Origin of the sequence: Streptococcus suis YS56, assembly GCF_000440115.1 — a bacterium.
Classification (GTDB): domain Bacteria; phylum Bacillota; class Bacilli; order Lactobacillales; family Streptococcaceae; genus Streptococcus; species Streptococcus suis_L.
In genome coordinates, this window is sequence record NZ_ALMY01000017.1 from 1 (window position 1) to 26,860 (window position 26,860).

The 26,860-nt window shown below is 36.0% G+C and carries 28 protein-coding genes and 3 tRNA genes; 5 read left to right on the top strand and 26 right to left on the bottom strand.

The window, feature by feature from the left end; genetic code table 11:
- Positions 1-432: 432 nt before the first annotated feature.
- The 18 genes from SST62_RS0102640 to SST62_RS0102725 all read right to left on the bottom strand — a co-directional run bounded on the left by SST62_RS0102640 (position 433) and on the right by SST62_RS0102725 (position 19,109).
- Positions 433-903, bottom strand: coding sequence for a sigma-70 family RNA polymerase sigma factor (locus SST62_RS0102640; protein WP_024393242.1), 471 nt, complete (start codon positions 901-903; stop codon positions 433-435).
- Between the two features lie 456 nt (positions 904-1,359).
- Positions 1,360-3,333, bottom strand: a complete 1,974-nt coding sequence (ftsH, locus tag SST62_RS0102645; RefSeq protein WP_029186200.1) for an ATP-dependent zinc metalloprotease FtsH — start codon at positions 3,331-3,333, stop codon at positions 1,360-1,362.
- 21 nt (positions 3,334-3,354) lie between these two features.
- Positions 3,355-3,897, bottom strand: a complete 543-nt coding sequence (hpt, locus tag SST62_RS0102650) for a hypoxanthine phosphoribosyltransferase (RefSeq protein ID WP_029186201.1) — start codon at positions 3,895-3,897, stop codon at positions 3,355-3,357.
- Positions 3,898-3,904: 7 nt separating this feature from the next.
- Complete coding sequence (tilS, locus tag SST62_RS0102655) at positions 3,905-5,173, bottom strand: tRNA lysidine(34) synthetase TilS (RefSeq protein WP_029186202.1); 1,269 nt, start codon at positions 5,171-5,173, stop codon at positions 3,905-3,907.
- A complete protein-coding gene (locus SST62_RS0102660; RefSeq protein ID WP_029186203.1) occupies positions 5,174-6,454 on the bottom strand; it encodes a serine hydrolase in 1,281 nt (426 codons plus the stop codon). It abuts the gene before it with no gap.
- A 12-nt stretch (positions 6,455-6,466) separates the two neighbouring features.
- Positions 6,467-6,580 carry an SP_0009 family protein gene (locus SST62_RS1000000112990; RefSeq protein WP_004194325.1) on the bottom strand — a complete coding sequence of 38 codons (114 nt, stop codon included), beginning with the start codon at positions 6,578-6,580 and terminating at the stop codon, positions 6,467-6,469.
- Positions 6,577-6,945: an FtsB family cell division protein gene (locus tag SST62_RS0102670; protein WP_004194327.1), complete on the bottom strand. Its 369-nt coding sequence runs from the start codon at positions 6,943-6,945 to the stop codon at positions 6,577-6,579. Before SST62_RS0102670 ends, SST62_RS1000000112990 begins: the two co-directional genes overlap by 4 nt.
- Positions 6,932-7,204, bottom strand: a complete 273-nt coding sequence (locus SST62_RS0102675; RefSeq protein ID WP_004194330.1) for an RNA-binding S4 domain-containing protein — start codon at positions 7,202-7,204, stop codon at positions 6,932-6,934. The genes SST62_RS0102670 and SST62_RS0102675 overlap by 14 nt, the downstream gene beginning before the upstream one ends.
- Positions 7,205-7,253: 49 nt before the next feature.
- Entirely contained in the window at positions 7,254-10,748 is a 3,495-nt protein-coding gene (gene mfd, locus SST62_RS0102680; protein ID WP_029186204.1) for a transcription-repair coupling factor, read from the bottom strand.
- Positions 10,748-11,317 carry an aminoacyl-tRNA hydrolase gene (gene pth, locus SST62_RS0102685; protein WP_029186205.1) on the bottom strand — a complete coding sequence of 190 codons (570 nt, stop codon included), beginning with the start codon at positions 11,315-11,317 and terminating at the stop codon, positions 10,748-10,750. Before pth ends, mfd begins: the two co-directional genes overlap by 1 nt.
- 55 nt (positions 11,318-11,372) lie before the next feature.
- Complete coding sequence (ychF, locus tag SST62_RS0102690) at positions 11,373-12,488, bottom strand: redox-regulated ATPase YchF (protein WP_029186206.1); 1,116 nt, start codon at positions 12,486-12,488, stop codon at positions 11,373-11,375.
- Positions 12,489-12,572: 84 nt separating this feature from the next.
- Positions 12,573-12,932 carry a helix-turn-helix domain-containing protein gene (locus SST62_RS0102695; RefSeq protein WP_029179657.1) on the bottom strand — a complete coding sequence of 120 codons (360 nt, stop codon included), beginning with the start codon at positions 12,930-12,932 and terminating at the stop codon, positions 12,573-12,575.
- Positions 12,933-13,035: 103 nt separating this feature from the next.
- Positions 13,036-13,239 carry a DUF951 domain-containing protein gene (locus SST62_RS0102700; RefSeq protein ID WP_029179658.1) on the bottom strand — a complete coding sequence of 68 codons (204 nt, stop codon included), beginning with the start codon at positions 13,237-13,239 and terminating at the stop codon, positions 13,036-13,038.
- A gap of 9 nt (positions 13,240-13,248) precedes the next feature.
- Entirely contained in the window at positions 13,249-14,130 is an 882-nt protein-coding gene (locus SST62_RS0102705) for a diacylglycerol/lipid kinase family protein (RefSeq protein ID WP_029186207.1), read from the bottom strand.
- A 91-nt stretch (positions 14,131-14,221) separates the two neighbouring features.
- Positions 14,222-15,358: a DNA polymerase III subunit beta gene (gene dnaN, locus SST62_RS0102710; protein WP_004194538.1), complete on the bottom strand. Its 1,137-nt coding sequence runs from the start codon at positions 15,356-15,358 to the stop codon at positions 14,222-14,224.
- A 153-nt stretch (positions 15,359-15,511) separates the two neighbouring features.
- Complete coding sequence (gene dnaA / locus SST62_RS0102715; protein WP_029186208.1) at positions 15,512-16,885, bottom strand: chromosomal replication initiator protein DnaA; 1,374 nt, start codon at positions 16,883-16,885, stop codon at positions 15,512-15,514.
- A gap of 202 nt (positions 16,886-17,087) precedes the next feature.
- Positions 17,088-17,852, bottom strand: coding sequence for a ParB/RepB/Spo0J family partition protein (locus tag SST62_RS0102720; protein ID WP_029186209.1), 765 nt, complete (start codon positions 17,850-17,852; stop codon positions 17,088-17,090).
- A gap of 60 nt (positions 17,853-17,912) precedes the next feature.
- Complete coding sequence (locus SST62_RS0102725; RefSeq protein WP_029186210.1) at positions 17,913-19,109, bottom strand: S1C family serine protease; 1,197 nt, start codon at positions 19,107-19,109, stop codon at positions 17,913-17,915.
- Positions 19,110-19,282: 173 nt separating this feature from the next.
- Between SST62_RS0102725 and rlmH the strand changes: the two genes are divergently transcribed.
- Positions 19,283-19,762 (top strand): 23S rRNA (pseudouridine(1915)-N(3))-methyltransferase RlmH, encoded by a 480-nt coding sequence (gene rlmH / locus SST62_RS0102730; protein WP_004194528.1) that lies wholly within the window; start codon positions 19,283-19,285, stop codon positions 19,760-19,762.
- A gap of 24 nt (positions 19,763-19,786) precedes the next feature.
- Positions 19,787-20,470, top strand: a complete 684-nt coding sequence (locus SST62_RS0102735) for a YoaK family protein (RefSeq protein WP_029171250.1) — start codon at positions 19,787-19,789, stop codon at positions 20,468-20,470.
- Here SST62_RS0102735 and SST62_RS0102740 read toward each other — a convergent pair.
- Positions 20,468-20,541: transfer RNA gene (locus SST62_RS0102740), tRNA-Arg, on the bottom strand. The two genes, SST62_RS0102735 and SST62_RS0102740, sit on opposite strands and share 3 nt — an antisense overlap.
- A gap of 112 nt (positions 20,542-20,653) precedes the next feature.
- On the opposite strand from SST62_RS0102740, the gene SST62_RS0102745 reads away from it, so the two are divergent.
- Both SST62_RS0102745 and SST62_RS0102750 read left to right on the top strand, forming a co-directional pair.
- Positions 20,654-20,725: transfer RNA gene (locus tag SST62_RS0102745), tRNA-Glu, on the top strand.
- Between the two features lie 5 nt (positions 20,726-20,730).
- Positions 20,731-20,803 (top strand) — tRNA-Asn (locus SST62_RS0102750).
- A gap of 172 nt (positions 20,804-20,975) precedes the next feature.
- Here the strand turns inward: SST62_RS0102750 and SST62_RS0102755 are convergent.
- From SST62_RS0102755 to SST62_RS0102780, 6 genes are all read right to left on the bottom strand, one after another.
- Positions 20,976-22,097 (bottom strand): site-specific integrase, encoded by a 1,122-nt coding sequence (locus tag SST62_RS0102755; RefSeq protein ID WP_014638877.1) that lies wholly within the window; start codon positions 22,095-22,097, stop codon positions 20,976-20,978.
- A gap of 62 nt (positions 22,098-22,159) precedes the next feature.
- The gene (locus tag SST62_RS0102760; protein ID WP_029186211.1) at positions 22,160-22,498 is read right to left on the bottom strand and encodes a DUF771 domain-containing protein; all 339 of its coding nucleotides are present in this window, start codon (positions 22,496-22,498) and stop codon (positions 22,160-22,162) included.
- Between the two features lie 62 nt (positions 22,499-22,560).
- The gene (locus SST62_RS0102765) at positions 22,561-23,805 is read right to left on the bottom strand and encodes a replication initiation factor domain-containing protein (protein ID WP_029186212.1); all 1,245 of its coding nucleotides are present in this window, start codon (positions 23,803-23,805) and stop codon (positions 22,561-22,563) included.
- Positions 23,806-23,978: 173 nt separating this feature from the next.
- Entirely contained in the window at positions 23,979-24,722 is a 744-nt protein-coding gene (locus tag SST62_RS0102770; RefSeq protein WP_029186213.1) for a type IV secretory system conjugative DNA transfer family protein, read from the bottom strand.
- A gap of 12 nt (positions 24,723-24,734) precedes the next feature.
- A complete protein-coding gene (locus SST62_RS0102775) occupies positions 24,735-25,205 on the bottom strand; it encodes a hypothetical protein (protein WP_029186214.1) in 471 nt (156 codons plus the stop codon).
- 46 nt (positions 25,206-25,251) lie between these two features.
- Positions 25,252-25,608, bottom strand: coding sequence for a hypothetical protein (locus SST62_RS0102780; RefSeq protein ID WP_228376834.1), 357 nt, complete (start codon positions 25,606-25,608; stop codon positions 25,252-25,254).
- A 195-nt stretch (positions 25,609-25,803) separates the two neighbouring features.
- On the opposite strand from SST62_RS0102780, the gene SST62_RS0102785 reads away from it, so the two are divergent.
- Positions 25,804-26,451 carry a hypothetical protein gene (locus tag SST62_RS0102785; protein WP_029186216.1) on the top strand — a complete coding sequence of 216 codons (648 nt, stop codon included), beginning with the start codon at positions 25,804-25,806 and terminating at the stop codon, positions 26,449-26,451.
- A gap of 35 nt (positions 26,452-26,486) precedes the next feature.
- Here the strand turns inward: SST62_RS0102785 and SST62_RS0102790 are convergent, their stop codons facing one another.
- Entirely contained in the window at positions 26,487-26,822 is a 336-nt protein-coding gene (locus tag SST62_RS0102790; RefSeq protein WP_014638870.1) for a helix-turn-helix domain-containing protein, read from the bottom strand.
- Between the last annotated feature and the right edge of the window lie 38 nt (positions 26,823-26,860).

The window sequence follows — 26,860 nt, forward strand, 5'->3', positions numbered from 1 at the left end:
TTAAAAACTTTGTCAACACTTTTTTGAAACTTTTTTTCGTTTCGCTGTTGACCAGTCCCTCAAGAGACAACTCAGTTATTCTATCATCTTCTACTGAACTTGTCAACACTTTTTTGAAACTTTTTTTCATTCCGCTACTGACTAGCTCCTCAAGAGACAACTCAGTTATTCTATCACGACTTATACACGTTGTCAACCGGTTTTTGGAGATTTTTTACACTAGAAGTTCTATGTAGATACTAAAGCATAAGGTTAATTCCAAATAATACCGCTGAATCAGTCAATCAGGCACTTAAGTTACTATTGGCTGAGTATCACATTTAGTCACTCCTCTCCTATGCTATAACCTAGATAAAAAGAAACTGAACAGAACTTTTTATGATGCTTCTGCCCAATTTCTTGATTTGATTAACATAATGTTAGTGACTAACTTTAGCGAAAGTCTTTCAAATGAATTTGTAGATCACGTATCATTTCACGGCGACCATTGAAACATTGTCCGCTAATTAATTTTTCGTATTTATCAAGTTGATCATTGCTCAGATTTTTTCGATAATCTCTCAACGCACCTCTCAACATTAATAGTTCATCGTTTATCAATCCCGGTGATTGTATTGCGTGAGATAATTCGTGAATATCTTCATGTGGCATACGGTCAAACTTGCGTTTTTGACTTTCCTGTTTACGGATACGATCCTTGATTCGATTTCTGAACTTGACTTTGAAATAACAATATAATTGAACTTGTTCATCAACTAGCCACGGTTGATCTTCCAACAATTCAAATAAGGTCATCATTCCTTCTTGTTCCCAATCATCTCGATCCCATAGTTTAATGTAAAACTCTTTTCGAGCCTTGTTTACAATACCTTTGACGCTTGCGTACACTTTTTCGAATTCCATTTCTTAATCTCCTTTTGTTGATGGTTTAAGTTTATCGAAAAGTGCTGTCTTTCTACAGGACATTTTTGTCTAGCATACTTTATTTGATTTTTCTTTTTTATACTCATTTAAAATCAAAAATAGCCACCTACCACTCAAAGTGGATATGGAGCGTTTCGATTTTGTTATTTTTTTAGAAGAAAACAGCTACTTGAAATCCACAATCCTCAACTCAAACTTATAAATTAAGGTTTCACATGTTATAAGTAGCTTAGACTTGCTATTTTTGATTTTTATTGAGTATTAAAGTACATTTGCTATTGATTCGTTTTTCTTGTAAATGCCCCGTTTCTGATGTGTAGCATGTAAAAAAGCCTTCGCCAAGATTATGTACTTAGCGAAGGCTTTGTGGTTATTTTAGTGGTTGAGAGTGGGGGCAGATCCGTTATGGAATGTCTTGCCCAGAGTATTTTTATACTACTCTTTCGTATTAATCTTCTCTTTTACTTCTTCATAAGAAAGGGGATGAACATCTTCGTCATCGTGTTCAATATTCTCTGGCATTTTGCCTGTTTCATACAGAGATTTAATTTGAACACTATCAAGAGTTTCGTATTTGAGTAATGCTTCTGCGATTAGTTTATGAGCTTCGCGATTAGACTGAATAATTTCAGCCGCTTTGTTGCGAGCTTCATTTAGCAGATCTCTTACTTCATTATCTAACTCATATGCAGTTTGCTCAGAAATATGTTTTTGAGTTGTTTGTCCACCAAACATTGCATGACTTCCTTCATACTGCACTGGTCCCATTTTTTCACTCATACCATATTCTGCAACCATAGCACGCGCCATCTGTGTAGCTTGTTCAAAGTCATTTGAGGCACCGGTTGTTTGGGTATTGAAAATAATTTCTTCTGCAACACGACCACCCATAAGACCAGCCAATTGCTCCTTCATATCTTCTTTAGATAGAAGCATTTGATCTTCTTTAGGGAGGGCAATCATGTATCCACCTGCGCGACCACGGGGAACAATTGTTACTTTGTGAACTTCACGTGCATTTGATAGTACGAGACCAACAATTGTATGACCTGCTTCATGGTAGGCAACGATCTCACGTTCTTTAGCTGAAATTTGGCGGTCTTTCTTAGAAGGTCCTGCAATGACTCGATCTTCTGCTTCATCAATATCTGAAGCATCAATCACAGTTTTGTTTCGACGTGCGGCTACAAGGGCTGCTTCGTTAAGAACGTTCTCTAAATCAGCACCAACAAATCCTGGTGTCTGTTGAGCCACTAATTTCAAGTCTACATCTGCTGCTAATGGTTTATTCTTTGCGTGAACTTTAAGGATTGCTTCGCGACCCTTGACATCTGGACGACCAACCAATACCTTACGGTCAAAACGTCCCGGACGAAGAAGGGCTGGATCTAAAACATCACTACGGTTGGTCGCGGCAATGACGATAATTCCTTCGTTGCCTTCAAATCCATCCATTTCAATCAAGAGTTGGTTGAGGGTTTGTTCACGTTCATCGTTACCGCCACCCATGCCGACACCACGTTGGCGACCGACAGCATCGATTTCATCGATGAAAATAATGGCTGGTGCTGCTTTTTTTGCATCTTCAAATAATGAACGAACACGGCTGGCACCGACACCAACAAACATTTCAACAAAATCTGAACCAGAAATGGAGAAGAATGGCACACCTGCTTCACCCGCTACTGCTTTGGCAAGCAGGGTTTTACCTGTTCCTGGAGGACCCTCTAGTAGCACACCTGCTGGAATACGTGCTCCAAGTTTAGTAAAGCGTTTTGGATCCTTCAAAAATTCAACAACTTCAACTAATTCTTGTTTTTCTTCCTCTGCACCTGCTACATCTGAGAAACGTACCTTGATGTTACTCTGTTCCAAAGCTTTAGCTTTATTCCGTCCAAAGTTCATGGCTCCTCGAGCTCCGCCACCACCTTGGTTCATCATCATCATGAAGAATACACCAGCAATGATAAGCGGTAACAAATTAAAGACGATATTTAACCAAAGTCCATTTGAACTTTCAGGTTTAATAGTAACCTTTACTCCATTTTCATTTGCAAGAGCTTGTAGCTCTGATAAATTCGTTTCTGACGGTAAAATTAGTGACTTAAAGTTTTTATACTTAACTTTGCTAGAAACTTGGAATAACTTAATAGATGAAGCTAACTCATCTTTAGCTTCCTGTTCTGTTTTGTACTTACCAGTAATTTCAATAACACTTGAATTTGGTTGATAAGTAATTTCAGATACATTATTATTTTTCAATTCAGTTACTACTTGTGAATAACTGATTTCTTGAGTTGCTACTTGCTGACCAGCGTTAAAAAATTGAAAGGCTGTAACAATAGTGGCAATAACGAGAATAATGAGAAAAGGATTTTTTATAAATCCTTTATTTGGTTGATTGTTCATAATATAGTAGGAAACCTTTTTCTATTTTGTGTAAACTTCCTCTTTGAGTACACCAACATAAGGAAGATTACGATAATTTTCATCATAATCTAAGCCAAATCCAACTACAAATTCATTTGGAATAGTAAAGCAAGTGTAGTCTGGCTCGATTTCAACAACACGACCTTCTGGTTTATCAAGAAGAGTGGCAATTCTAATAGAAGCTGCCTGACGCAAAGCAAAGAGTTCTTTCAACTCTTTTAATGTGCGACCAGTGTCAATAATATCCTCTACGAAGATGATATGTCGACCTGCAACACTATTGTCCAAATCCTTGATAATCTTAACGGTACCGCTACTCTCCGTTCCGCCATGGTAGCTAGAAACAACCATATAATCCGTTTCTACATGGGCATCAATATGTTTCATTAATTCTGCCATAAATGGGATAGAACCTTTTAAAATTCCTACAAGAATAGGATTCTTATCTGCATAGTCTGTTGCTAGAATTTGACCGAGTTCTTTGCATTTTGCAACGATTTCTTCTTCTGAAACAAGAATTTTCTTAATATCTTTGTCCAACATAGTTGTTCTACTCTTTCATTTTTATATATAAGGTAGCTTTGATTATATCATTTTTTACTGATTTACTCAAATCACTGCTAACAAGATTCGTAATTCCATAAATTTCTCCATTCTGCTCGATAATAAGCGCATTTTGTCGAACTTTCTGTGAGATTTTATTATCAATAAACCAACGGCGGAGTTTTTTATTTACTCCGTTTATTAAAATGGTATCCCCAGCCTGCCTTCTCCTCACTACAATTGGATTTTCTGTAGGAAAATATAAAATACTATCCGCTTCTACCAAAGGATGATTGAGAGAAAAAATATATGAACCGTAAGAAAAAATACCCTCTGATTTTATCATGATTTTTTCTGGTTGACTATCCGTCTCTGGTCCTATTTTATAAATTTGAAAACGATGATAATCCTTCTCTAACATGTAATCATTTTTCAATAAATGATAGTAGTTAGCTTTTGAACGCAAGATGTGTAATACTTCATTAAATTGTGGACGAGAGAGCTGTAAATCAGGAAATTTTTCCAAATATTCCTCTAATAGATAACTTTGTACCGCAGGTGTCTGTTGTTGAAAACTCATCACATCTGTAACGGATAAATCCTGTGTCAAATCTCTTAGCGCTTGAAATAAATTATTTGTATCAACTGCAAGATTATTGAGAGCAAGTTCGATTTTAGGATTTTCCTGTTTTAACTTTGGTATATAGTCATTTCTGACTCTATTTCGAAAATATTTGAAATCTGCATTACTGCAATCTTCAAAATGAAATAGCTTATCAAAATCTACCTTTTTAAAAGATAAAAGTGGTCGAATAAGTTCTCCTGTTGCAAAAGGCTGAGTCGGTTGAATTGCTGATAAGTGACGCAAACGCCCTCCTCTAATCAATCGCATAAAGACAGTTTCTGCCTGATCATCTGCATGGTGGGCTGTCACTAGTGCAGTGTAGCCTTCCTTCTCCATGATTGTAGCAAAAAATCCATAACGCCATTTTCGCGCCGCTTCTTCTGAAAAATCACCTTCAAAATAGGACAGATAAAAGGGAACATTACTTTCTTCTGCTAACTGTTTAAGATATTTTTCCTCGATGACAGATTCTTCCCTCTGTCCATGATTAATATGGGCAATTCCAAGTTCAATCCCTAACACTTGTTTGCATTCGTATAAAAGATGGAATAGGTTCATAGAATCTACCCCACCGGATACGGCTACTAGTACTTTCTTATGTTTATCAAAAAAGTGACCATCCTGTGTCACTTTTAAAAATCTATCTTTCATTTACTTTAAAATCCCGTAAATATCATTTGCAATTTGTGTAATCTCATCATAATTTGATTTATCTGTAAAAATAGATAAAACAAAAGGAGACCCTGCGTAAACAATCGCTACATCGTGTTTGACATCATCTGCATCGCCAATTTTATGAGCAACTGGAACTGAGATGTCTTTCGAAATACGTTGATTATCAAATTGAGTAGATAACAAACTTTCTAGCACATAGCCATTTTGAATATATAAGGCTTCCATCATTTTCCCTGCGATCTCAGCTGAAGTTTCACGTGTAACCATACTCCACTCACTACCTGTTTTAGCAGTTATTACTTGATAAAAATTGGAATCGAATTTATTAGCTACATAATAAGAAAGTAAATTACTAGCTACATTATCTGACTCTTTAGCAGTCTTGTTGATCAATTCTTCCACTGAATAATCTTTGTTGTCAGGAGTTTTTGACAGTGAACCACTTCCTCCAGCAACATAAGCTCCTGGGAAGGACATAGATTCGGCTGTATATTTCACTTTAGTAGTCAAATCAATATACCCAGCATTCAGTTGCTCTTGAATGTAATAAAGAATTGGTAGTTTAGCAATACTTGCAGAATAAAATAATTTATCTTGATTTACACCTGCTGTTTGATCCGTTGACAATTGTTTGACATATATACCGATATTATCTTTAGAATATTTACTAGTCAGCAATTCTTGGACGGCTTCCATTCTATTATCTATTTCAGATAGATTAGTTATTGCAATCCAACCTTTATCTGTAACATAAGCAAAATCTCCCAAGGGAGTTGTCACAATTTTAGAAACCATAACAGCTTGATAGGGTTGTAAATCATTTTTTATTTCTGTAGCTTCGTTAGCAATTGGTGAGGTTAATAATGTGAAACCTTTTTTTGTCCAATAAGTTTGCTCAACAGTAGTTTCTGTAACAATTACATCATCAAATAGTAGATGCCTACTTGCAAGAATGTAACCCTTGTCATCTATTTGGAAAACCAATTCTTTTTTGCTATTGACTAGAACATCCGTAATAGAAAAATGTTGGTTCGGCTGTAATTGTCCACCTGCTATAGTCAGTTCTTCATCCGAATAAAGATTCTCAGTTTGAAAAACATTTGGGTTTTGAGGGATAGTTTGAAAATACTGATCATAGATAGTATGAGTCAATTCATATTCTTCTTGCGCTGTGAGTTCAAATGGTATTTCTGTACTATCGACCACCTGCCATCCAAATAAAACTGGCAATAACCATACGAGCAGTTTTTTCTGCATACTCCCTCCTTTCTACGATTCATTTTCTTCTAACTTTAATTCTCTATTCTTTTGATTCAACTCTTCTAATTTTTCATCAGAATGCTGTAAAAATTGCTCTACAATTTTAAAAATAGATTCGGTCATTTTGGTAACCCTGGAATATTGTAGACAAATTCCCCTTCTTTAGAGTATTGATACTTAGCCCGAACATACTTTGCTGCATATTCCTCATTTTTCAATTTTGCAACCATCTCTGCTTCCTGCTTCTGTTCTTTGGTCAGTTCTTCGTAATTTTTTTCCAATTCAGCAAGTTTCTTTTCCTGCTGCTGAATATTAGTGTATGTCCCAACAAGATTGTAGGCAGGCAACATAAAAAGAAAGATAACTAGAATGAGAATTGCACCCATAAAACGATTTTTTTGTTGGCGTTCTGCCAATTGATGCTGAGTTTTTTTACGCTCCGACTGAATAAAGGCATTATTCAGTTGTAGAATTTTAGATTTCTTCATCTTTTTCTATCCTTTTTTCACTGATAATTTCATACATTTTCAGTGCGTCTTCTTTTTTAGTCGAATCTTTCATTTCAAGTACTTTTACAGTGAGTAGTTTATTACCAAATTGGATTTCAACCTGATCATTTACTTTTAAATCTGTTGAAGATTTCGCCAAAATCCCATTAACCTTTATTCGTCCTTTATCGGCAACTTCCTTCGCAACTGTTCGACGCTTGATAATGCGGGATACTTTCAAATATTTATCTAGTCTCATACTTTACCTCAGTTCACTATTTTACCATTTTTCAAGGTATTTGAGAAATTTATTCTGCCTTCCTTGCTTTAATTTCTTTTAATTTTTCGGCAAAAGAAATCAATTCCTCTAATATTTCATATTCTTTTTTCTGTTGAATATTAAACACAACAGCTAGTTTTCCTTTATTTTCCGTTATCTGAGCTTTCAAATTTGTCACAGATAAAGCTTCAAAGTAATCTTGCGTTAGGAAAATTTGACCAGCCATAGGTTCGAATGTTACTGTCACTTGATGTTGTCGTCTAAGAACTGTATGACAGAAAACTTGGTCTAAAAATGACTTCAATAGACCGATTTCAAGTAAGTAGGCTACTACATCAGGATACTCTCCAAAACGGTCAATCAATTCTTCTTGTAATTCTTGATAGTTGACACGACTGTCAATATTCTTTATACGCTTGTAAATTTCAATTTTTTGTCGCTGATCAGCAATATAGTCACTTGGTAGATAGGCGTCAATCTGTAGGTTGACCTCTGAATTGCTTTTCTGACGTTGAGCTGCCTTACCTTGTTTTTCCAAAATGGCTTGTTCCAGCAATTGTGAATACAGTTCATACCCTACAGAATCAATAAATCCTGACTGGGCAGCGCCCAAAATATTTCCAGCTCCACGGATAGACAAATCTTGCATGGCAATCTTGAAACCCGATCCTAGTTCTGTAAAGCCCTTGATTGCCTCCAATCGTTTTTCAGCTACTTCTGTCAAGGACTTGTCTGGACGGTACATGAGATAGGCATAGGCAATCCGACTGGAACGACCAACACGTCCTCTAAGTTGATAAAGAGTTGACAGTCCCATGTGATCGGCATTTTCAATAAATAAGGTATTCGCATTTGGAATATCAACACCTGTTTCAATGATTGTTGTGGTCACTAGAATATCATACTCACCTTCTACAAAGGCATAGAGAGTATTTTCTAATTGGATTTCCGACATTTGTCCATGGACGTATCCTATAGTAGCTTCTGGAACCAATTCTCTCAATTCAGACACTTTTTGTTCAATAGTGTCAACTTTATTGTAAAGGTAGTAAACCTGCCCTCCACGATCAATTTCTCGTAGAACTGCATCTCGAATTACAGATGGATTTGTTTCCATCACATATGTCTGAACAGGATACCGATTGGTCGGTGGAGTCTCAATTACTGATAAGTCCCTTATCCCTAGCATAGACATTTGTAGAGTACGAGGAATTGGGGTAGCAGTCAATGTTAAGACATCAATTTTCTTTTTCAGTTCCTTCAAGCGTTCCTTATGCTTGACACCAAACCGTTGCTCCTCGTCAATAACCAGTAAACCTAAATCAGCAAAAACAACATCTTTTGATAGAAGGCGATGGGTACCAATCAAGATGTCAACTTGACCTTTTTTCAGCTTCTCTAGTGTTTTTTCCTGCTCTTTTTTTGTTTTAAAGCGACTCATAACGTCCACATTGACAGGAAATTCAGCAAATCGTTCTTGAAAATTAGCATAATGTTGTTGGGCTAAAACAGTCGTTGGAACAAGAATAGCTACTTGCTTGCCATCATTAACAGCTTTAAAGGCGGCTCGCATGGCTACTTCTGTCTTACCAAATCCAACATCTCCTACTAACAGACGATCCATTGGAGAATCTTTTTCCATGTCTTTTTTGATTTCATCAATCGATCGAAGTTGGTCATCCGTTTCCACGTGTTTAAAGTAGTTGTCAAATTCAACTTGATTTTCATCATCAGGTGAAAAAGCAAAGCCTTTCAATTGGCTACGTTCAGCGTAAAGCTTAATCAAATCATCCGCAATATCCTCAACTTGTTTCTGAACCTTTTGCTTGGTTCGTTGGAACCGACCATCGTTTAGTTTATTGACCTTTGGAGCTTTTCCATCAGACGCTAAGTATTTGGAAAGGAGATCAATCTGCTCTACAGGAATAGAAATACGATCGGAGTTTTGATATTGAACTGTCACATAATCACGGTGAATACCTGAAATTTCAATGGTTTCTATCCCTAAATACTGACCGATCCCGTGAACATGGTGAACAACATAGTCACCAACAGCTAGCTCACTATAGTCCTTAATGCGCTCAGCATTAGAAATGTTTGTTCTACGGACCTTACGCTTAATCTTTTTATTAAAAATCTCTTTTTCAGTAATGAGAACTAACTTCTCATCCATCAAATGAAATCCAGAAGCTAACTGCCCAATGGTCACTTGTTGCTGACCTTCTACTAATTTATCCGATGGATAGCTAGGTAGCTGAATATCATACTCCTGTAAAGATTTTTGTAAAGTCTGTAAACTCGCTTCAGAACTTGCTTGAATAATGACTGTATTCTTCGATTTAGCATACCGAGTTAGTTCTTCTTTCAATAAGGGAATTTGATGGAAAAATTCCTGCATAGGATGTTGAGTAAATTGATAGAGGGCATCAAATTTTACATTTCCCAACCCCTTTTGAAAACTTGAAAAGAAGGTGGCAGGTTTATATTTTCTTAATTCCGAATAGGTAGATGCAAAATAGTTTAAACTTGACACTGATTTACCCTTTTGTAAATCATCTGTCAACAACTCTGCTGTTTCTTTTTCGAATTGAGACTGCTTGTCTGCAATTTTATGAAAATCATCTAAAAATAAGGGAGAACCCTTTGGCAAATAATCCAACAGTGTCCAAGATTGTTCATATAAAATTGATAGAAATTTTCGTAAATCAGGATGACGATACTCTGTTTGCATATCTGCCAGGACTTCCCGTAAATATGACTGCTGCTCTTCTATATGCGATTGTTCAATAGCTGTTTCAATACTACTGCAGGCCCGCTCATAATCAGTAGCTGTCAAAAGAATATCCGATGCTGGAGCAATGCTGATGCTATCCAAATTTTCTAAAGACTTTTGACTGTCAACATCAAAGATACGAATGCCATCAATCTCATCTCCAAAAAATTCCAAACGATAAGGGGCCTCAGCTTGCATATCAAAAATATCTAGGATATCCCCTCGTTGGCTAAATTCTCCTTGAGTTAAAACTCGTGAAACCTTCTTATAGCCTGTGTTGACAAGTTTCTTTACAAGATTGTCAACTTCAATTTCTTGACCAACTTCGATCTGTATCTTTGAATGTTTGAAAATTTCTGGATTTGGTAACAGAATCCTACAAGCAGCCATGCTGACAACTAGAACTCCTGACTGAGTTGGATCGGTCAGAAAATTCAGGCTATCAATTCTTGACTGCGTCCGTTCCTTAGAAGCGAAAACAAACTCTGCAATCGGACTATCATCTGTAAAGAAGTTGTAAACATTCTCACTACCTATAATGGCTGATAAATCTGTAGCCAACCTCTCTGCTTCATTCTGACTAGCCGTTACAATCATTATTTTCTCAGCCAAACTATCATAGGCAGTCGCCATGACCAATGACTTACTGGTTCCAGACAATCCTAATAGTAACTGACGTGTTGATTTGTTCAAACCAGACTGCCATTGATTGATATGCTTGTTCTTGTGAAGTATATCTAGTATATTCATTATCCGTTAAACTTTCTCATAATGGTATCAAAATCATCTTCTTCCAAATAGAAGTTGACAGCCTTGTCAAGTTTCTCTAAAGCCAGATCAATTTCGATACGGTCTTCTGTGTCAAATCCTGATAATACGTGGTTGACAACACTCATTTTTCCTTTTGGTCGTCCAATACCAATCTTGATACGGTCAAATTCTTGTGTGCCAATATGCTTAACAATGGATTTAATCCCATTGTGGCCACCAGCTGAACCCTTTTGACGAAAACGAATTTTCCCAACAGCCATGTCCAAGTCATCGTAAGCCACCAAAATATCTGTCTCATCTAAACCATAATAGGTCATCAAGGCATGGACAGCCTTGCCTGATTCGTTCATGAAGGTCGTTGGCTTTACTAGATAGATTTTTTCACCGTCAATAAAGGTTGTGGCAATATCTGCTTGGAAAATCTTGTCATGACTAAAAGTCACATTTTCACGCTTGGCAATCTTATCCAACAACATAAAGCCAACATTGTGCTTGGTTTCAAAATAGCGGTCCCCAGGATTTCCTAGGCCGATGATCAATCGTGTCATTTTTTTCTCCTTACATGCCAAAAGGCTGGAAAATACATTCCAACCTGATTATCTATTATACGTTAAAGCGGAACTCCATGATGTCCCCGTCTTGAACGACATATTCTTTTCCTTCTTCACGGAGGCGTCCTGCTTCCTTAACAGCTTTCTCAGAGCCATACTGAATCAAATCATCATAGGACATGGTTACGGCACGGATAAAGCCTTTTTCGAAGTCTGAGTGGATGATGCCAGCACATTGAGGAGCTTTCATACCACGCTTGAAGGTCCAAGCACGAACTTCTTTCTCTCCTGCTGTAAAGTAGGTGCCAAGTCCAAGCAAGTGGTAGGCTGCACGTGTTAATTTGTCCACGCCAGATTCTGTCAAGCCGAGGGCTTCCAAAAACTCACCCTTATCTTCATCGTCAAGTTCTGAAATTTCCTCTTCAGCACGCGCAGAAATCACCACCACTTCTGCATTTTCTGTTGCTGCAAAGTCACGGATTTGCTGAACGTAACTGATAGACTCAGAATCTGCTACCTTGTCTTCATCGACGTTGGCAACATAGAGGACTGGTTTAGTGGTCAAGAGGAAGAGTTGCTTAACGATTTTTTGTTCTTCATCTGTGAAGTCAACTGTACGAGCAGATTTTCCATCTTCTAAGACAGGTTTGATTTTTTCAAGGACTGCAAATTCTGCGACAGAGTCCTTGTCTTTTTGTGTACGAGCCATTTTTTCTACACGCGCATAACGTTTGTTGATGCTCTCTAGGTCCGCCAAAATCAATTCTAGGTTAATAGTATCAATATCTGCGATTGGGTCCACAAAGGCGTCTTCACGACCTTGTTCACGCATGACATTTTCATCATCAAAAGCACGAACTACGTGGACAATCGCATCAACTTCGCGGATATTAGCCAAGAATTTATTTCCAAGCCCTTCACCTTTAGAAGCACCTTTTACGATACCAGCAATATCGGTAAATTCAAAAGTGGTTGGAACTGTCTTTTTAGGAGTGATGAGTTCTGTCAACTTCTGCAAACGCTCATCTGGCACTTCCACCATACCAACATTTGGATCAATAGTTGCGAAAGGGTAGTTGGCAGCCTCAGCTCCTGCCTTGGTAATTGCATTAAATAGGGTTGATTTACCAACGTTTGGCAAACCGACGATTCCTGCTGTTAAAGCCATGTTTTTTTACTCTCCAATTAAAAATTCAATCATGACTATTATAGCAGAAAAGTAGAGAAAAAGCTTGCTGTTTGGCAAGCTTCGTTAAAAATAATGCTGAATAAATAATCCACCTAAAAGCATAACTGCAAGAAAAATGAGAACGACAACATCCCCTCTTGTAAGAGGTCGTTTGGATTCTTCGTTCAAGTATTCCCAAACATTCATTTTTCCTCGTTGTTCCACCACAATTTCCTTCTCAGGCTCTTTTCCTAAAACCAAATAATCCAGACTGACACCAAAAATTTCTGCCAGCTGGACCAGTTTGTCGATATCCGGCGTTGCTTCACCATTTTCCCACTTGGAAACAGCCTGACGGGAAATATAGAGTTTCTCTGCCAACTCATCTTGGGATAGGTTATTGGCTGTTCTTAAAACTCGAATTTGCTGTGCTAACTGATTCATGATCATTTCCTCCTCTTTTTTATAAGTCTATTATAGTTTAGAAGGGAACAGTTGACTAGCACTTTTTAGGAAATATTCGCAACCAGCAGTTGCAAACTGTCAACTAGGCTTCACTCGGCAGCACTTGTTGCATTTTTCGTTCAAAATCATGCCGGCTCATCATAACCACATGGTCACAGTTGGTACAACGGATTTTGATATCCGCTCCTAGACGGATGACTTCCCATTTATTGGCCTTCTTGCCGGTCGATTTGATGACACAGGCATGAGGCTTTTTCATTTCGACAAAGGATCCTAATTGATACATACTTCCTCCTTAAAGATACATACTTCTTTCCTGATAGGTTAACGTTACCTCATTTGCAGTGCATATCTCTCCATCTATTTGCAATAATAATTTTTCTATTGATTTTAAAACTACATCTACCCCTGTTAAATGCTGAATTGTATGAGAAGATTCATGCCTCTTCGTTAATAAGGCTAACAATGATTGTAGACGTTGGTAGAAATTTCCATTTTTGAAGTAAACAATATCTACTTCCTTCTTTTTAGCACTTGCTGTTGGCCATATCATGATTCCTCCACCAAAATAAAGACTATTTGCTACAGAAATAAAAAAGAGATTATCTAACTGATAAGATTTTTCATCAAGAGTTAATTCTAAGTTTATAGCTTGTTTTGAAAATAATGTTTTAATACCAAAGAATAGATAAGTTAACCTCCCAAGTTTTACCTTGTTCAGAATTTTTTTCAAAATTGAATTCGTTGAACCATTGACAACTTGAGCTGCAAAGCCAAAATCCACACTATTTACAACCGTTCCGTATGAACTGTTTAAAACATATATCCGACTTGTTTTTCCCTCTAAAATGGCATCTACACTTCTATAGAGCGATGTTATATTCATTGCTTTTGCAAAATCATTTCCAGATCCTGTTGGATAATAAGCAAACGGTAGACTAGCTGGCCAAAAACGCAAAGCTTTAGATAGTGTGCCGTCTCCGCCTAAAATCATTAATTGGTCCTCACTACTGACAAACTCCTTTAAAATAGCCTCGATTTGACTTTTTTCATCCTCAGGCCCAACTGTCATAAAAATGTTAACTGCAAGCTGTGGATAACTTTCTTTTATTTTGAATATGATGTGTTCAGCAGTATGGCTACCAGCATTAGGATTAGCTAATATATATAACGTCATTTATTCCCCATCACTAAATATATAAAAATAAGCTAGATGCTATTTTTTAGTATAACATAAAAACGGCTAGTTTAGCCGTTCTTAATATTATTTAGTTGGTACGAACTGGTGTAACCAATTGAATAAAATCTTCCCCTTCATTATTGGGAATCAATGTAAATGGACGGACAGAAGAGATAAAGCTAATTTTCACTTGTTCACTAGTTGTGGCTTTCAATGCTTCTATCAAGTAAGTTGGGTTAAAGCTGATTACTAAGTCTTCACCTGATACTTCTACAGTATCTAATTCCTCATTCACACGTCCAACTTCTGGAGAATTTACATGAGCCGATACAACATTATTAGCAATTTCTAGTTTTACTGTACCATTTTGGGTTGCATTTGAAAGAAGACGAGCACGCTCCATCGAGTGACGAAGATTTGCAGTATCAAAAATTGCAGTTGTTTTAAACTCAGTTGGAATTAAGCGGTCGGTATCCGGGTAGGTACCTTCTAATAAGCGTGTATAGAAGCTAATATGCTCACTTCTAAAAAGGATTTGATTATTTGAAAAGAAAACTTCTACTGTTTCAATATCATCTGTAAAAACTGCAGTAAATTCACGGAGAGAACGACTTGGAATGACAACATTAAAATCATCACCAGATGTATCAAGGACCAATTTCCGTTGGCTCATACGGTGTGAATCTGTTGCAACAGTTTTTAGATTTTTATTTTCTGTTAAAACAAAATGAACACCCGTAAGAATAGGACGACTTTCTTGTGTAGACGCTGCAAATGCTGTTTCATTAATTGTTTGTTTTAATACTTTGGTTTCTAACACCAATGGTTTTGAAGTTGGAACTTCCTGTAAACGAGGATACTGTTCTGCTTCTTTTCCCTTTAATGTGATTTCAGACTTACCACTTGTCAAAACGATTTGCTTTTGTTCAATTTCATTGAAGTCAAGGACCAAATCCGGCATGCTGGATACGACATTAATAAAGAAACCAGCTTCTAAGAGAATGGAGCCTGGAGAACTGATCAAAAGTCCTGCATTTTCATCTTGAATAGAAATAAAATGTTCAATCGAGATTTGTCCATTTGAACCAGTTAAAGTGATTCCTTCACTAGTTACTGTAATTTTTACTGTTGAAAGAATTGGAATAGCATTTTTTGTACTGATTGCTCGTTTAGTAATACTAAGTGCTTGTAGAAATATATTTTTATTAATAGAAAATTGAATCATGGATTCTCCTTTATTTATTATCTATAAGGTTAATAGTAATAGTAGTCTCTGTGTATTCTGTGGAAAAGTGATGAAAGACCAATAAAATTGCGGAAATTAACTTGTTCACAACTTGTGGAAAAATCAGAAGTTTTTTTAAAAGTTATACACAGGTTAACGAAGTTTATTTTTTATACTGGTAATCTCTATTTCTAAATTCTCATCATCCAAGAGGAGAGTTTTTATTTTATTGTATGCATGCATAACGGTTGTATGGTCTCGATTACCAAATTCTTTCCCAATTTTAGGAAGGGAATTGTCTGTCATTTCACGTGCTAAAAACATAGCAACTTGTCGCGCGTGAACGATATGTTGAACACGCTTAGAACCTTTTAATTCTTTCAAGCTGATACCGTAGAAATTTCCCACTTCGGTTTGGATTTTCTCAATAGGAATAACCATGTTTTGTGGATTTGTTTGTTTTCTTGATCGAATAGCCTCAGCAGCAACCTCGACACTTATCTCAGACAGTTGACGCATAGTGGCTATCAAATGGATATCTTTTAAGGCACCTTCAAGGTCACGTACGTTCGAATCAAATTGCCCAGCTAGATAGGATAGCGTCTCATTTGTAAAGTTATAAGGCAGGTTCTCGCACTTGTTACGTAAAATTGCGATACGTGTTTCAAAATCAGGTGGAGTGATTTCACTGGTTAACCCCCATTTGAAACGTGTTACTAGTCTTTCTTCCAAATTGTCTAAGTGATCAGGATTACGGTCGCTTGTGAGTACAATCTGCTTATTTTTTTCATGAAGCGCATTAAAAGTATGGAAAAATTCTTCCTGTGTTGTTGCTTTATTACGGAGAGACTGAATGTCATCAATTAGAAGTAGGTCCAGATTGCGATAGGTTTTTTTGAAACTTTCCATATCATTGAGACGGAGGTGTTCTAAAAATTCATTGATGAATGTTTCCGATGAGACATATTTTATCCTTGCCTGGGGATTATCAGCTAGAACCTTATTTCCAATCGCATTTAAAATATGAGTTTTTCCAAGACCAGGACCACCAAAAATGAATAAGGGATTGTAGAGCTCACCTAGGTTATCAGATACAGCTAAAGCTGCAGCCTTTGCCCAGTGATTATTGTCTCCTTGTACAAAATTAGCAAAGGTGTACTGGGATTTTATATCAGAATGAACCGGTTTAAAAGTTTCTTGAGGAGTAGCCGGCTCAGGTGTCTGTACCTGGTGAACCACTGAACTTCTTGCGTTTGTAATGCTCTTAATCTCCTGTTCATCCTCTGTAAATTGATATTGGATGGCAAGAGGCTCTCCGTAGATTTCAAAACTAGCGGCAATCATTAACTCTTCGAAGTTTTTTTCCCAGAAATCTTTTTTAAATGGACGATTTAAGAAAATATTGGCAACTTGCTGGTTGATTCCGAGTAATTTTGCATCAGCGACATAAAAATCATAAATAGATGGCTTAAAATTTACTTTTGCTAATTCAATAAATCGTTGCCAAAAAAGTTGTTCTTGGTTCATATTTTCCCCCTTTCACATTATATTCGTTAGAATAGTGTACCATAAAAAATAAAAGTTTTCCACAGATAATTTTAAAAATCCACACTGTTAAGAAAAGTTTTCCACAAGATGTGAATAAAAGTCAGAACCTTTGCTGGTCCTGACTTTTTGTAATGATTTTAGTGTGGAAAAGAGTGTTTATAAAAATAAATTGTAAACAAGTCTATTTAAAATTGTTGATAATTCTTTCGAATTCATCGAGGTCATTAAAGCTAATTCGAATTTCTCCGCTCCCGTTTTTCTTCTTGAGAATTTTTGTAGTTGTTCCAAGAGTTTTACTGAGTGAATCTTCCTGTTCTTTTAAAAATTGGTCGCGTTGTTTAAGCTTAGTGTGTTTTTTCTTATTTGCAGCTATTAATTTTTCAAGCGTACGCACACTTAAATCTTTTGATAAAATGAGTTGAACCCATTCGGCTTGCTTTTCTTCTGAAAATGATACCAATTGTCGCGCGTGCCCTTGTGAAATTTTTCCTTCTTCTACAGCTTGTTTAGTCTGAGATGATAGATTTAGTAGGCGCAATAAATTACTGATATATGGTCTTGATTTTCCCATGATTTGAGCAACTTCATCATGTGTTAACCCTCTACTAATCAATTTTTGATAAGAGGCTGCTTCTTCTATCGGATTTAAGTTAGAACGCTGCAGATTCTCTATGATAGCCTGATAGAGTAAATCATCATCAGTCAGTTCTTTTACCACTGCTGGTATTGTAGTCAGTCCAGCTAATTGACTGGCTCGCAACCTTCTTTCTCCTGCTAATAATTCGTATCCGATAATAGAAGATTTTCTTACAATAATCGGTTGAATTAAGCCATTTTCCTTAATGGATTGAGCGAGCTCAAGTAGCTCCTTTTCATCAAAATGAATTCTTGGCTGATAGGGATTGGGATGGATTTCTGAAATATTTAGTGTACGTAATTCTTCCATATATCCTTATTCTAGCAAAAAAAACGAGACTTTACAATTGTGTAAAGCCTCATTTGTCAATTATTCACTAAGTTCTTCTGTAGAATGTGTCAACTTAATGTCAACAGTTTGTTTCTGATTATTGCGGTAATAAGTTACAGTGATTGTGTCTCCAATTTGATGTTTGTAGAGAGCGCTTTGGAGATCACTCTTATTTTGAATAGTTTCTCCGTCAATCTCAGTAATGACATCAAAAGTTTCTAATTTTCCATCTGCAGGTAGCCCACTTTGTGTAGAGACAATTACTACACCGGATGTTAATTCCGTATTTGATAATCCAGCTTTTTCCAATTGACTAGTTGACAAGGTCGTCAAGTTAACCATATGAACTCCAAGAGCAGGTCGGCTAACTTTTCCATCTTTTTCAAGTTGATTGATAATAGCTACTGCATCATTTGCAGGAATAGCAAATCCCATCCCTTCCACAGCCACACCTGAGCTACTTACAGAACTTGAGGTGATTTTGCTAGAGGTGATACCAATAACTTGTCCTTGGATATTAATCAATGGTCCTCCAGAGTTTCCTGGGTTGATAGCTGTATCGGTTTGAATAGCATTGGTTGAGATTGTTTGTCCGTCTTCTGATTGTGAAGTAACTGTCCGACTTAGGCTGGAAATAATACCTTGAGTAACTGTATTGGCGTAGACACTACCTAGAGGACTACCAATTGCGATAGCAGTTTCTCCAACTTTAATTGTATCGGAATCAGCAAATTCAGCAACAGTAGTGACTTTATCTGCTGATATTTTTATAACAGCTATATCAGAATAGGTATCGGAACCAACGAGTTCACCGCTGATTTTTTCTCCAGATGCTAAAAGAATATCAATCTTTTCTGCGTTATTAATAACATGCGTATTTGTCACAATATAGGCATATTGACCATCTTTTTTATAGATAACCCCAGACCCCTCTCCAGCAACAGCTAGTTCGTCAGATGATTCAATATTTCCAAAGATAGCACCAAGACCATTGTTGGCTGACTTTTGGTAATTAATAACAGACACAACAGCATTTTGTACTTTCTCTACAGCTTTTGTGGTGGAAGTTTCATTATTATATTGAACATTGCTGACACTAGTGATAGCAGAATTTGCTTGTTGAACCTGTGGTTGGAAGAAAGAGGCTGATAAGGCCCCGATAAGCCCCCCAAAAAATCCAATTACAAATAGAATCGCAAATTTCAAATATTTTTTCATATAAGGAATCCTTTCCATTTCTTTAATTTTCCTTAAGATTACTCTTGCTTTCTTAATTATAGCTTAAAGTTTTCAAAAATCAATCCACAACCTGTGGATAACTCTGTGAATTATGTGAAAAACTGTAGCCATATCATGATTTTCTAAAAATATTTTCTGTCGTATGCTTGTGGATATGTTACAATTATTTTATGAAAATAAAATTGATTACCGTTGGAAAATTGAAAGAAAAGTACCTCAAAGAAGGTATTGCAGAATATAGTAAACGATTGGGACGATTTACTAAGTTGGATATGATTGAGCTTCCTGATGAAAAAACACCAGATAAAGCCAGTCAGGCAGAGAATGAACAAATATTAAAAAAAGAAGCCGATAGAATTATGTCTAAAATTGGAGAGCGAGATTTTGTCATTGCCTTAGCGATAGAAGGGAAACAATTTCCATCGGAAGAATTTAGTCAAAAGTTATCTGATATTGCAGTAAATGGGTATTCAGATATAACTTTTATCATCGGTGGTAGTTTGGGTCTCGATTCTTGTATTAAAAAAAGAGCTAATTTGTTGATGAGTTTTGGACAGTTGACACTTCCCCATCAACTAATGAAATTAGTTCTCATCGAGCAGATTTATCGTGCATTTATGATTCAGCAGGGAAGCCCATATCATAAGTAGTTTCACGTGAAACAAGGAGTGAAAATGAATCAAAAAGATTATCGTGTTTTTGAGGGATTGAGAATTGCTTGTTCATTAACGTTTATCAGTGGTTATTTAAATGCCTTTACTTTTGTGACTCAGGGTGGTCGCTTTGCTGGTGTACAATCTGGAAATGTTATTTCCCTAGCTTATTTTTTAGCTAAAGGTGACTTTGCGCAGGTAGTTAATTTTTCCATTCCCATTTTATTTTTTGTATTCGGACAATTTTTTACCTACTTAGCAAGAAGGTATTTTGAAAAACAAACATGGTCTTGGCACTTTGGTAGTAGTGTAATGATGTTAGTTCTTATTTTACTAACTATCATTCTCTCACCTATTATGCCTGCGTCTTTTACAATTGCTAGTCTAGCCTTCGTAGCCTCTATTCAAGTAGAAACATTTAGAAGGTTACGAGGTGCTCCGTATGCCAATGTGATGATGACAGGGAATGTCAAAAATGCTGCTTACCTCTGGTTTAAAGGAGTTATTGAAAAAGATTCAGAACTTAGAAAAACAGGTAGAAACATCTTATTGACCATTATAGGGTTTATGCTAGGTGTCATTATATCTACTCACCTATCCTTCCAATTTGAAGAATATGCCCTTATTGGTCTGATTTTGCCAGTTTTATATATTAATTATGAATTATGGCAAGAAAAAAGACCTACTCGAGGTAGGTCTAAATGATTCCAGCAGGATTCGAACCTGCGACCGTTCGCTTAGAAGGCGAATGCTCTATCCAGCTGAGCTATGGAACCTTAACCATTTTATTTTACATTAAACAAAGCACTCTGTCAATACAATAAAAAATCAAAAAAATGTATTGACAAACAAAGTCACATGTATTATACTAGTTATTGTTCTAAAAATGGTCCGTTGGTCAAGGGGTTAAGACACCGCCTTTTCACGGCGGTAACACGGGTTCGAATCCCGTACGGACTATTTCTTCCGCCATAGCTCAGTTGGTAGAGCGCATGACTGTTAATCATGATGTCACAGGTTCGAGCCCTGTTGGCGGAGTATATAAACACTAGGAAACCTTGAGAAATCAAGGTTTTTTCTTGTTTTGGTCAAAAGTTGGTCAATGAATTTAGAACTATATCAGCTTTTACTGCATATTGGATAAGAATGAAAAAATTGTGAAAAAGCGACATGAATAATCATACAATAGGAAAATTTGGTCAAAAAATGGTCAAGTGTTTGCTGACATGATTTTTCTAATTTTTTCAGTTTCTTCTTCCTCTTTTTCCTTAATAAGATGAGAGTAAGTTTCTATAATTTGCTTTGTATCTTTGTGACCTACGATTTTCGAAAGTGTCCAAATATCAATTCCTTCAGCCAGTAAAATACTGATATAGGTATGACGAATACCAGTAGCTGTTAGGACTTTTGGAGTTATATTTAATTGATGAAGCAGTTCACTGAGACAAGTATTGACAGTTTTATTTGAAGGTACACCATAAATTGGATTAACAAATAGAAGATTATTTGGATTATCGAAATCAATTGTATCTTGCTCTTTTAGCAATTTATCGAGTACTTCTATTACAGTATCATCAATAGGAATATTTCGTACAGATGTTTTTGTTTTAGGGTCTGTAAACTCATTTTTCGCTGAATCGTATCGCCTATAAGTTACAATCTCTTTGCTTTTCCAAAGTATGCAATCCCAAGTTAAGCCTAACACCTCTCCAAATCTCATACCAGTCTTTAACTGTATGTAAAGAAGATAGTAAACTAAGTTGTCAGTATAGTTTACATTATTGTAAAGATAATTAACTAATTTTTTATAATCTGCTTTACTATGAATATACTTATCTTCTTTTGATTTTGCTGGTTCTAATCCAGTTATCTTTACACCTATTGTAAAGTCATGGAAATCAAGTCGGTCTTGCTTAGCAAATTCTAGAACTTTCTTAACTTCAGAATTTAAACGAGCAACATTATCACGACCATTAGTTTTGGCAAATTGATTGATAAAGAGTTGATAGCGACTAGCCTTTATATTTACTAAAGGCATATTTCCGAAAAACTCTTCAATTAGTTTGCCACGTTTTATGTGTTTGTTGAGTGTCGCCTGTTTTTTATTTAAAGGCACGATATGTAGCTCATACCACTTTTTCCAAAGTTCATGTAAACTAATTTGTCTATCAATGTTAGCCCCTTTTAGAAGTCTAAGTTCAATCTCAATTGCTTCAAGTTCAGCTTCTTTTTTAGTTCTAAATCCAGAATTTGAAGCTATTACTTTTCCTTTATCATCAAAGATTCTATAGTCCCATAATTTTTTCTTACCTCTTTGTCTATAGGATGCCATATAGTTACCTCACTTTCATAAAAAGCAGATAACCAAGGATTGTCTTGGTTATCATAGCATAATTATTTGAAAATTTCTAGAAAATTCTGTTCGAAAAATTCACGTGTTTTAGTAGCTAAAAAGAAATATCGACCTCCTCGATTCTGAGGATATTTTACAAATCCGTTTGGGTTTTGTTCAATATCAATTTGTTTGCGAATAATCGGCTTATATAGGACATTTTCAAGTAGCCATGGACGAGATACAGAGAGCATTTCTAGGACATCGTTTAGTGTCATATAGTGACCTGCTACAGCACTTTTCTTCAGTCTTTCATATTCATCTTTATCTACAATAATCTTCGAATCAGGAAGCTTAATAGTGATATTTGCTAAGTCAATAGTAAATTTATTTATTTCCATGACTTTATCTCCTTTCTAAATTATGAGATAATAGACTAGGGATAAGCCTAGTCTTATCTCAGTTAATCGGCAACATCATTCTTATTGTTCTTGGCGGAATTTTTAGGGTTGATGTTGTTTTTTTGATAAAAAATTTGAAAAGCATCTTCAAGTAAATCTTTAAAATTAAGATTAGAGAGTTTGTCACCAAACTTAGATAACCATATTCCTACATCTGTGTTTGGGGTGTAGTTGGCCTCATACTCTTGAATTAGTCTGATGATGAAGTGGTTACGTGCTTCTGTTCCCCATATTGTTTCTATTTTCCATAGAAGTGGATAGAAGCCACTACCTTTCATTAAATATAATATTGTTGCCATCAGGTCATTATTCCTTGAAGATAATGATTCTAGTGCTGGAAAGTCTCCCATATTTTTCATCAAATCACTTGTTACATCAAGAGCTTCTCCATTAGTTGATTCGTAGAAGCAATACTTATCAAGTATTTTATTGACAATTAGCTTGCTCAAGTCTTCAGAGCTTTCTAATGTTAGTAGCAGAGCTAGGATTTGATTACTATAAGTTCCTTTATAGGAAGCCTCCATACGAATCCAAGAATCACAGAATTTTGTGAGGTGCATATACCGTCCTTGATTATCTAATTGCTCCTGGTACTTATTATAGATACGAAGTAAAGCGTTAATATTCTTTTTCTTGCTACCAATATAAACAGTTTGAGCATATCCATTTACCTCTTGAGCACTAATTTTTGATATATTTTTACGTCCCTTGTTATTGGTAATGATGTATTGCTTTGTTTTCAAACCTTGGTAGAGGTCATTGACAGTTAACTTATAGTTAAAATAGTCAACGGCAAAGTCAATACGTGAAAGACGTAATTCATAGTAATCCTCGTCCAGTAATTGCGCCATGTTGTGGACGTCAATTGATTTACTGTTTAAGTCTTGATAACTAGATTTATATTGCGACAATGCAGATGCACTGAACTTTAATATAATACCCATTGTAAAGTTAGTCTGATGCCAAGCAATTGCAAAATAGTAAGGCAAGTCTTGAAAGGTGAATCCATCTGTATAGCCTGCTGGAGGTGTTTTTAATGGAATATAATTTCCAAAAAGAATAGGCAGAGATAGTTTATTAGCTATTATCTCAGATAGCGTTGAAGCAATTTGATGCCAATTATCTGGATAATCACCGACTGTATCTTCTGTGAGTTTGATAACAAATGTTATTTCGTCAACGCTTGTCATAATAACTGTTTTTCGTTCATTGTTATTATTAAGAATTACTTCAATTTCGTGTGTCATAAATTATCCTCTCTCCGCCCAAGTACGAAAAGTTAACTAGGCGGTAGATTTTGTTTTAGTTAACTACATGGTAAAAGTGGACTATATCTAGTGATAAGGGGTAATTACTATGGGACGGGGGTCTTTACAGAATCCCCGTTAAGAGGCTGTAAGCCAATCCTTCGCCTCCAGGGCTACGGGGCAACAACCTCATCATTTTGAAAGTAACAGTCTGACCGTTGAACAGCTTCCAGAATCAAATTTTCTAGCGGTTGCATGTTATAACTAGGTACTATGATGTGACGGCTCTCTTTTCCATCGATTTTCATATATCCTACCCCTCGGGAATTATTTCTTATGATGTTCTCTTTTTCATCGGAGAAAAGCATAGAGATGGTTTCCTTCGACAGTTTACCCAATGCAATCACTGTACCTATGGAATCACGTGATAAGCCAAGTGTTGACTTATGAGCGTCCTGCTGGGAAACGACTACAAATATAGAAAATGACCGTGATAATTGAATAAGACGTGTAAAGTCTTTTATAGCTTGGTCACGCTCCTTCTTATCAAGGCTATTTTGCCATGCAGTAAATTCATCAAAGCAGACTACTACAAATTCTCTGGATTTATCAAGCCCTTTTTGACGATTTTCAAGAATTGATAATGCTAAAGTAAGGAGTTCTGCGACATCATTAAAACGCTTAAATCCTTTACAACCATCTAAAAAAGAAAAGTCAGAATCAGCCTTATAGTCGCCAATCAGAAACGTGGCTCTGGGGTAGGTGTGTGCAAAACGTGCTAGAAAAAGTTTTACCGCATACGTCTTACCAGACCCCGAGGAGCCAACAAAGAGAGCGTGTGGCACACGCCCAACTGGTATATCCCAGAAAAAATGGTTCCCATAATCAGCTAGATTTTTATCCAGAAAGCATTTCATCTGTTTATACTCCTAATAAGTACTATAGGAAAACTGAATCTCCAAATTGAGATAGTACTGATTGTTATACCTCAACAACTCTCCAAATTGAGGTGTAACATATAACGACTTCCCTTTGTCTGACCAGTTTGTATAAGTTGTAGATTCAGCTAGATATTTGCTAAATTGTGTCAAAAAGACTTGTTGGATATAGCTCTCTTCTTCATCAACAGGCTTTCTAGATAGCATAATAGGAAAGCTAACAAGGTGAGAACGATAATCACTGCTAGTTTGTAAATATCGAATATAGCGACTATCAAAAAGAAGTTTTTGCCCTGAAACAGTTGCAGTTTTTTCAATTACTTGTTCAATATCTGCTATGATTGTTGGAAGGTTTAATTGAAGCATTTGAGCCTGTTTCTGTTTTTCTTTAATCTCGCTAATTCTAAGAGCAAAATAAAGAAATCCAGCAAATAGGATAATTAACAAAGACACAATTGTCATAAAAATTCCTTTCTATCGGATAAGGGGAGATACTCCCCGCTATCCATTAAATAATTTCAATAAAAGCAGACTTAGCTTTGACCGAAAGTGCAGCGCGATTCCCACTTATATAAGCATTAATAGAAACATTTTCGAGAATGATTTCTACCTTCTCATCAAACAAAGAAGCAAAGTCAGAGACATTAACCGTATCCGCTTTGATATTTGTTTGATTGAATCGACCTTCTGGAGTTCGCACACCGACACTAAATTGGGTTTGACCAGTTTCTTGTCCAGTCTCGTAATTTTTTATTCTATTTGCTCCAAGAAGAATTCCTTGAAGTGTTGTTTGTTTAGTTTCCATAAGAAAACCTATCTTTCCAACCATTTTATTAAATGCACCAATAAATTCATGGATTTTCAAATTTATTGAAGATATGTAATTTTGTGTAATAGCTATCTCACACTACGAGAATAGCACATAAACAATTCAGTATCTACCTAACGTCTAAGTACTGATGTAATAGGCTTTTTTTGCCTTCACTAACGTAATAAAAAGCACTTGAATTTGTTTGTCGGTTATGCTAAGCTAATGAAAAAAATATGTGAGGAGCTATTTATGTCTATAGATACGGTTGAACAACAAGAAAAATTATTACTGGCTTGTATAACTCTGAACTTTGTTGAAGATTTAGAGGAATTCAAGGAATTTCAAGAACTTTCAGCTGAAGAAAAAGGATACAAAGCAATATTAGAATACGTCGATGATATGATTGATTCTGAAGTAGGTGTTAAAACACTAGAAAAAATCTTCCAAGGAAACCCTTCTACGTCCAAAACAGCTATTAGTGATAGAGCTTATAATGCTATCTTTGAAAATGAAATATTTAGTGAATTAAGTGAAAAAATATACGAAGGCATTCAAAACAATGATAAAGTAATTATGGACAAGGTTACGGACATTATTGAGCATCGAATTGAAAACAAAGAATTCCCTAAGATATTGGAGAAGATGAAGAAATCAAGTAATCGTCATTATGCTCTACCTATGTTATTACAAAATGAGCAACTATTAACGAATGTGCTTGATTATCTCCCTTTAATTGAAAAGATTTTTGAATCAGAGGAGAATGTTACAGTATTTTGCCAACTAGCTGAACGATTAGAAATGTTTAAGATAGTTGAGGAGTTTGAGGACTGGGAGAATGTTGAACAGTTTATCAAATCTGTTCAAACACGAAACGGATTTGATAATTACATAGATTAGAGCATGCAAAAAGCCAAGTCATTTTTCGACTTGGCTTATTTTTCAACTTCTTCTATTAAATTTATCATAAGTTTTAAGAGTCGCTCTTGTTTATCTTTAGGGAGCTCAGCAAGCAGGGACAGTAATTGATTGGTCAGAGGGTTGTTTTCTTTTAGCGAGATATCAAAAAATGTTTCTACATCTGTATCAAGAGCAGACATGATTTTTTCAAGTGTTTGGATTTTTATGTTTGGTTCTAAGTTTTCGAGTTTATAGGCGTATTTTAAAGGGAGGTCGGCATACTCCTCTAGTTGTTGCTGGGTCATGTTTTTTTGGATTCTGAGAATACGAATCCGTTTACCGATATATGCCCTTAAATTTGTTGTTTTCATGTTGATACCTCTTTTAGAACCTATACTACTGTATTTAA

Bases quoted from the DNA above. Each gene is read 5' to 3' on its own strand.
- SST62_RS0102790 (WP_014638870.1), bottom strand. From the start codon at position 26,822: ATGAAAACAACAAATTTAAGGGCATATATCGGTAAACGGATTCGTATT.
- SST62_RS0102735 (WP_029171250.1), top strand. From the start codon at position 19,787: ATGAATCAAAAAGATTATCGTGTTTTTGAGGGATTGAGAATTGCTTGT.
- SST62_RS0102720 (WP_029186209.1), bottom strand. From the start codon at position 17,852: ATGGAAGAATTACGTACACTAAATATTTCAGAAATCCATCCCAATCCC.
- dnaN (WP_004194538.1), bottom strand. From the start codon at position 15,358: ATGATTCAATTTTCTATTAATAAAAATATATTTCTACAAGCACTTAGT.
- SST62_RS0102770 (WP_029186213.1), bottom strand. From the start codon at position 24,722: ATGAAATGCTTTCTGGATAAAAATCTAGCTGATTATGGGAACCATTTT.
- mfd (WP_029186204.1), bottom strand. From the start codon at position 10,748: ATGAATATACTAGATATACTTCACAAGAACAAGCATATCAATCAATGG.
- SST62_RS0102640 (WP_024393242.1), bottom strand. From the start codon at position 903: ATGGAATTCGAAAAAGTGTACGCAAGCGTCAAAGGTATTGTAAACAAG.
- tilS (WP_029186202.1), bottom strand. From the start codon at position 5,173: ATGAAAGATAGATTTTTAAAAGTGACACAGGATGGTCACTTTTTTGAT.
- SST62_RS0102775 (WP_029186214.1), bottom strand. From the start codon at position 25,205: ATGACAATTGTGTCTTTGTTAATTATCCTATTTGCTGGATTTCTTTAT.
- SST62_RS0102760 (WP_029186211.1), bottom strand. From the start codon at position 22,498: ATGGAAATAAATAAATTTACTATTGACTTAGCAAATATCACTATTAAG.
- hpt (WP_029186201.1), bottom strand. From the start codon at position 3,897: ATGTTGGACAAAGATATTAAGAAAATTCTTGTTTCAGAAGAAGAAATC.
- ftsH (WP_029186200.1), bottom strand. From the start codon at position 3,333: ATGAACAATCAACCAAATAAAGGATTTATAAAAAATCCTTTTCTCATT.
- SST62_RS0102700 (WP_029179658.1), bottom strand. From the start codon at position 13,239: ATGTATCAATTAGGATCCTTTGTCGAAATGAAAAAGCCTCATGCCTGT.
- rlmH (WP_004194528.1), top strand. From the start codon at position 19,283: ATGAAAATAAAATTGATTACCGTTGGAAAATTGAAAGAAAAGTACCTC.
- SST62_RS1000000112990 (WP_004194325.1), bottom strand. From the start codon at position 6,580: ATGACCGAATCTATTTTTAAAATTGTAGAGCAATTTTTACAGCATTCT.
- SST62_RS0102705 (WP_029186207.1), bottom strand. From the start codon at position 14,130: ATGACGTTATATATATTAGCTAATCCTAATGCTGGTAGCCATACTGCT.
- pth (WP_029186205.1), bottom strand. From the start codon at position 11,317: ATGACACGATTGATCATCGGCCTAGGAAATCCTGGGGACCGCTATTTT.
- SST62_RS0102675 (WP_004194330.1), bottom strand. From the start codon at position 7,204: ATGAGACTAGATAAATATTTGAAAGTATCCCGCATTATCAAGCGTCGA.
- SST62_RS0102755 (WP_014638877.1), bottom strand. From the start codon at position 22,097: ATGGCATCCTATAGACAAAGAGGTAAGAAAAAATTATGGGACTATAGA.
- ychF (WP_029186206.1), bottom strand. From the start codon at position 12,488: ATGGCTTTAACAGCAGGAATCGTCGGTTTGCCAAACGTTGGTAAATCA.
- SST62_RS0102785 (WP_029186216.1), top strand. From the start codon at position 25,804: ATGTCTATAGATACGGTTGAACAACAAGAAAAATTATTACTGGCTTGT.
- SST62_RS0102725 (WP_029186210.1), bottom strand. From the start codon at position 19,109: ATGGAAAGGATTCCTTATATGAAAAAATATTTGAAATTTGCGATTCTA.
- SST62_RS0102660 (WP_029186203.1), bottom strand. From the start codon at position 6,454: ATGCAGAAAAAACTGCTCGTATGGTTATTGCCAGTTTTATTTGGATGG.
- SST62_RS0102765 (WP_029186212.1), bottom strand. From the start codon at position 23,805: ATGACACACGAAATTGAAGTAATTCTTAATAATAACAATGAACGAAAA.
- dnaA (WP_029186208.1), bottom strand. From the start codon at position 16,885: ATGAACCAAGAACAACTTTTTTGGCAACGATTTATTGAATTAGCAAAA.
- SST62_RS0102695 (WP_029179657.1), bottom strand. From the start codon at position 12,932: ATGAATCAGTTAGCACAGCAAATTCGAGTTTTAAGAACAGCCAATAAC.
- SST62_RS0102670 (WP_004194327.1), bottom strand. From the start codon at position 6,945: ATGAAGAAATCTAAAATTCTACAACTGAATAATGCCTTTATTCAGTCG.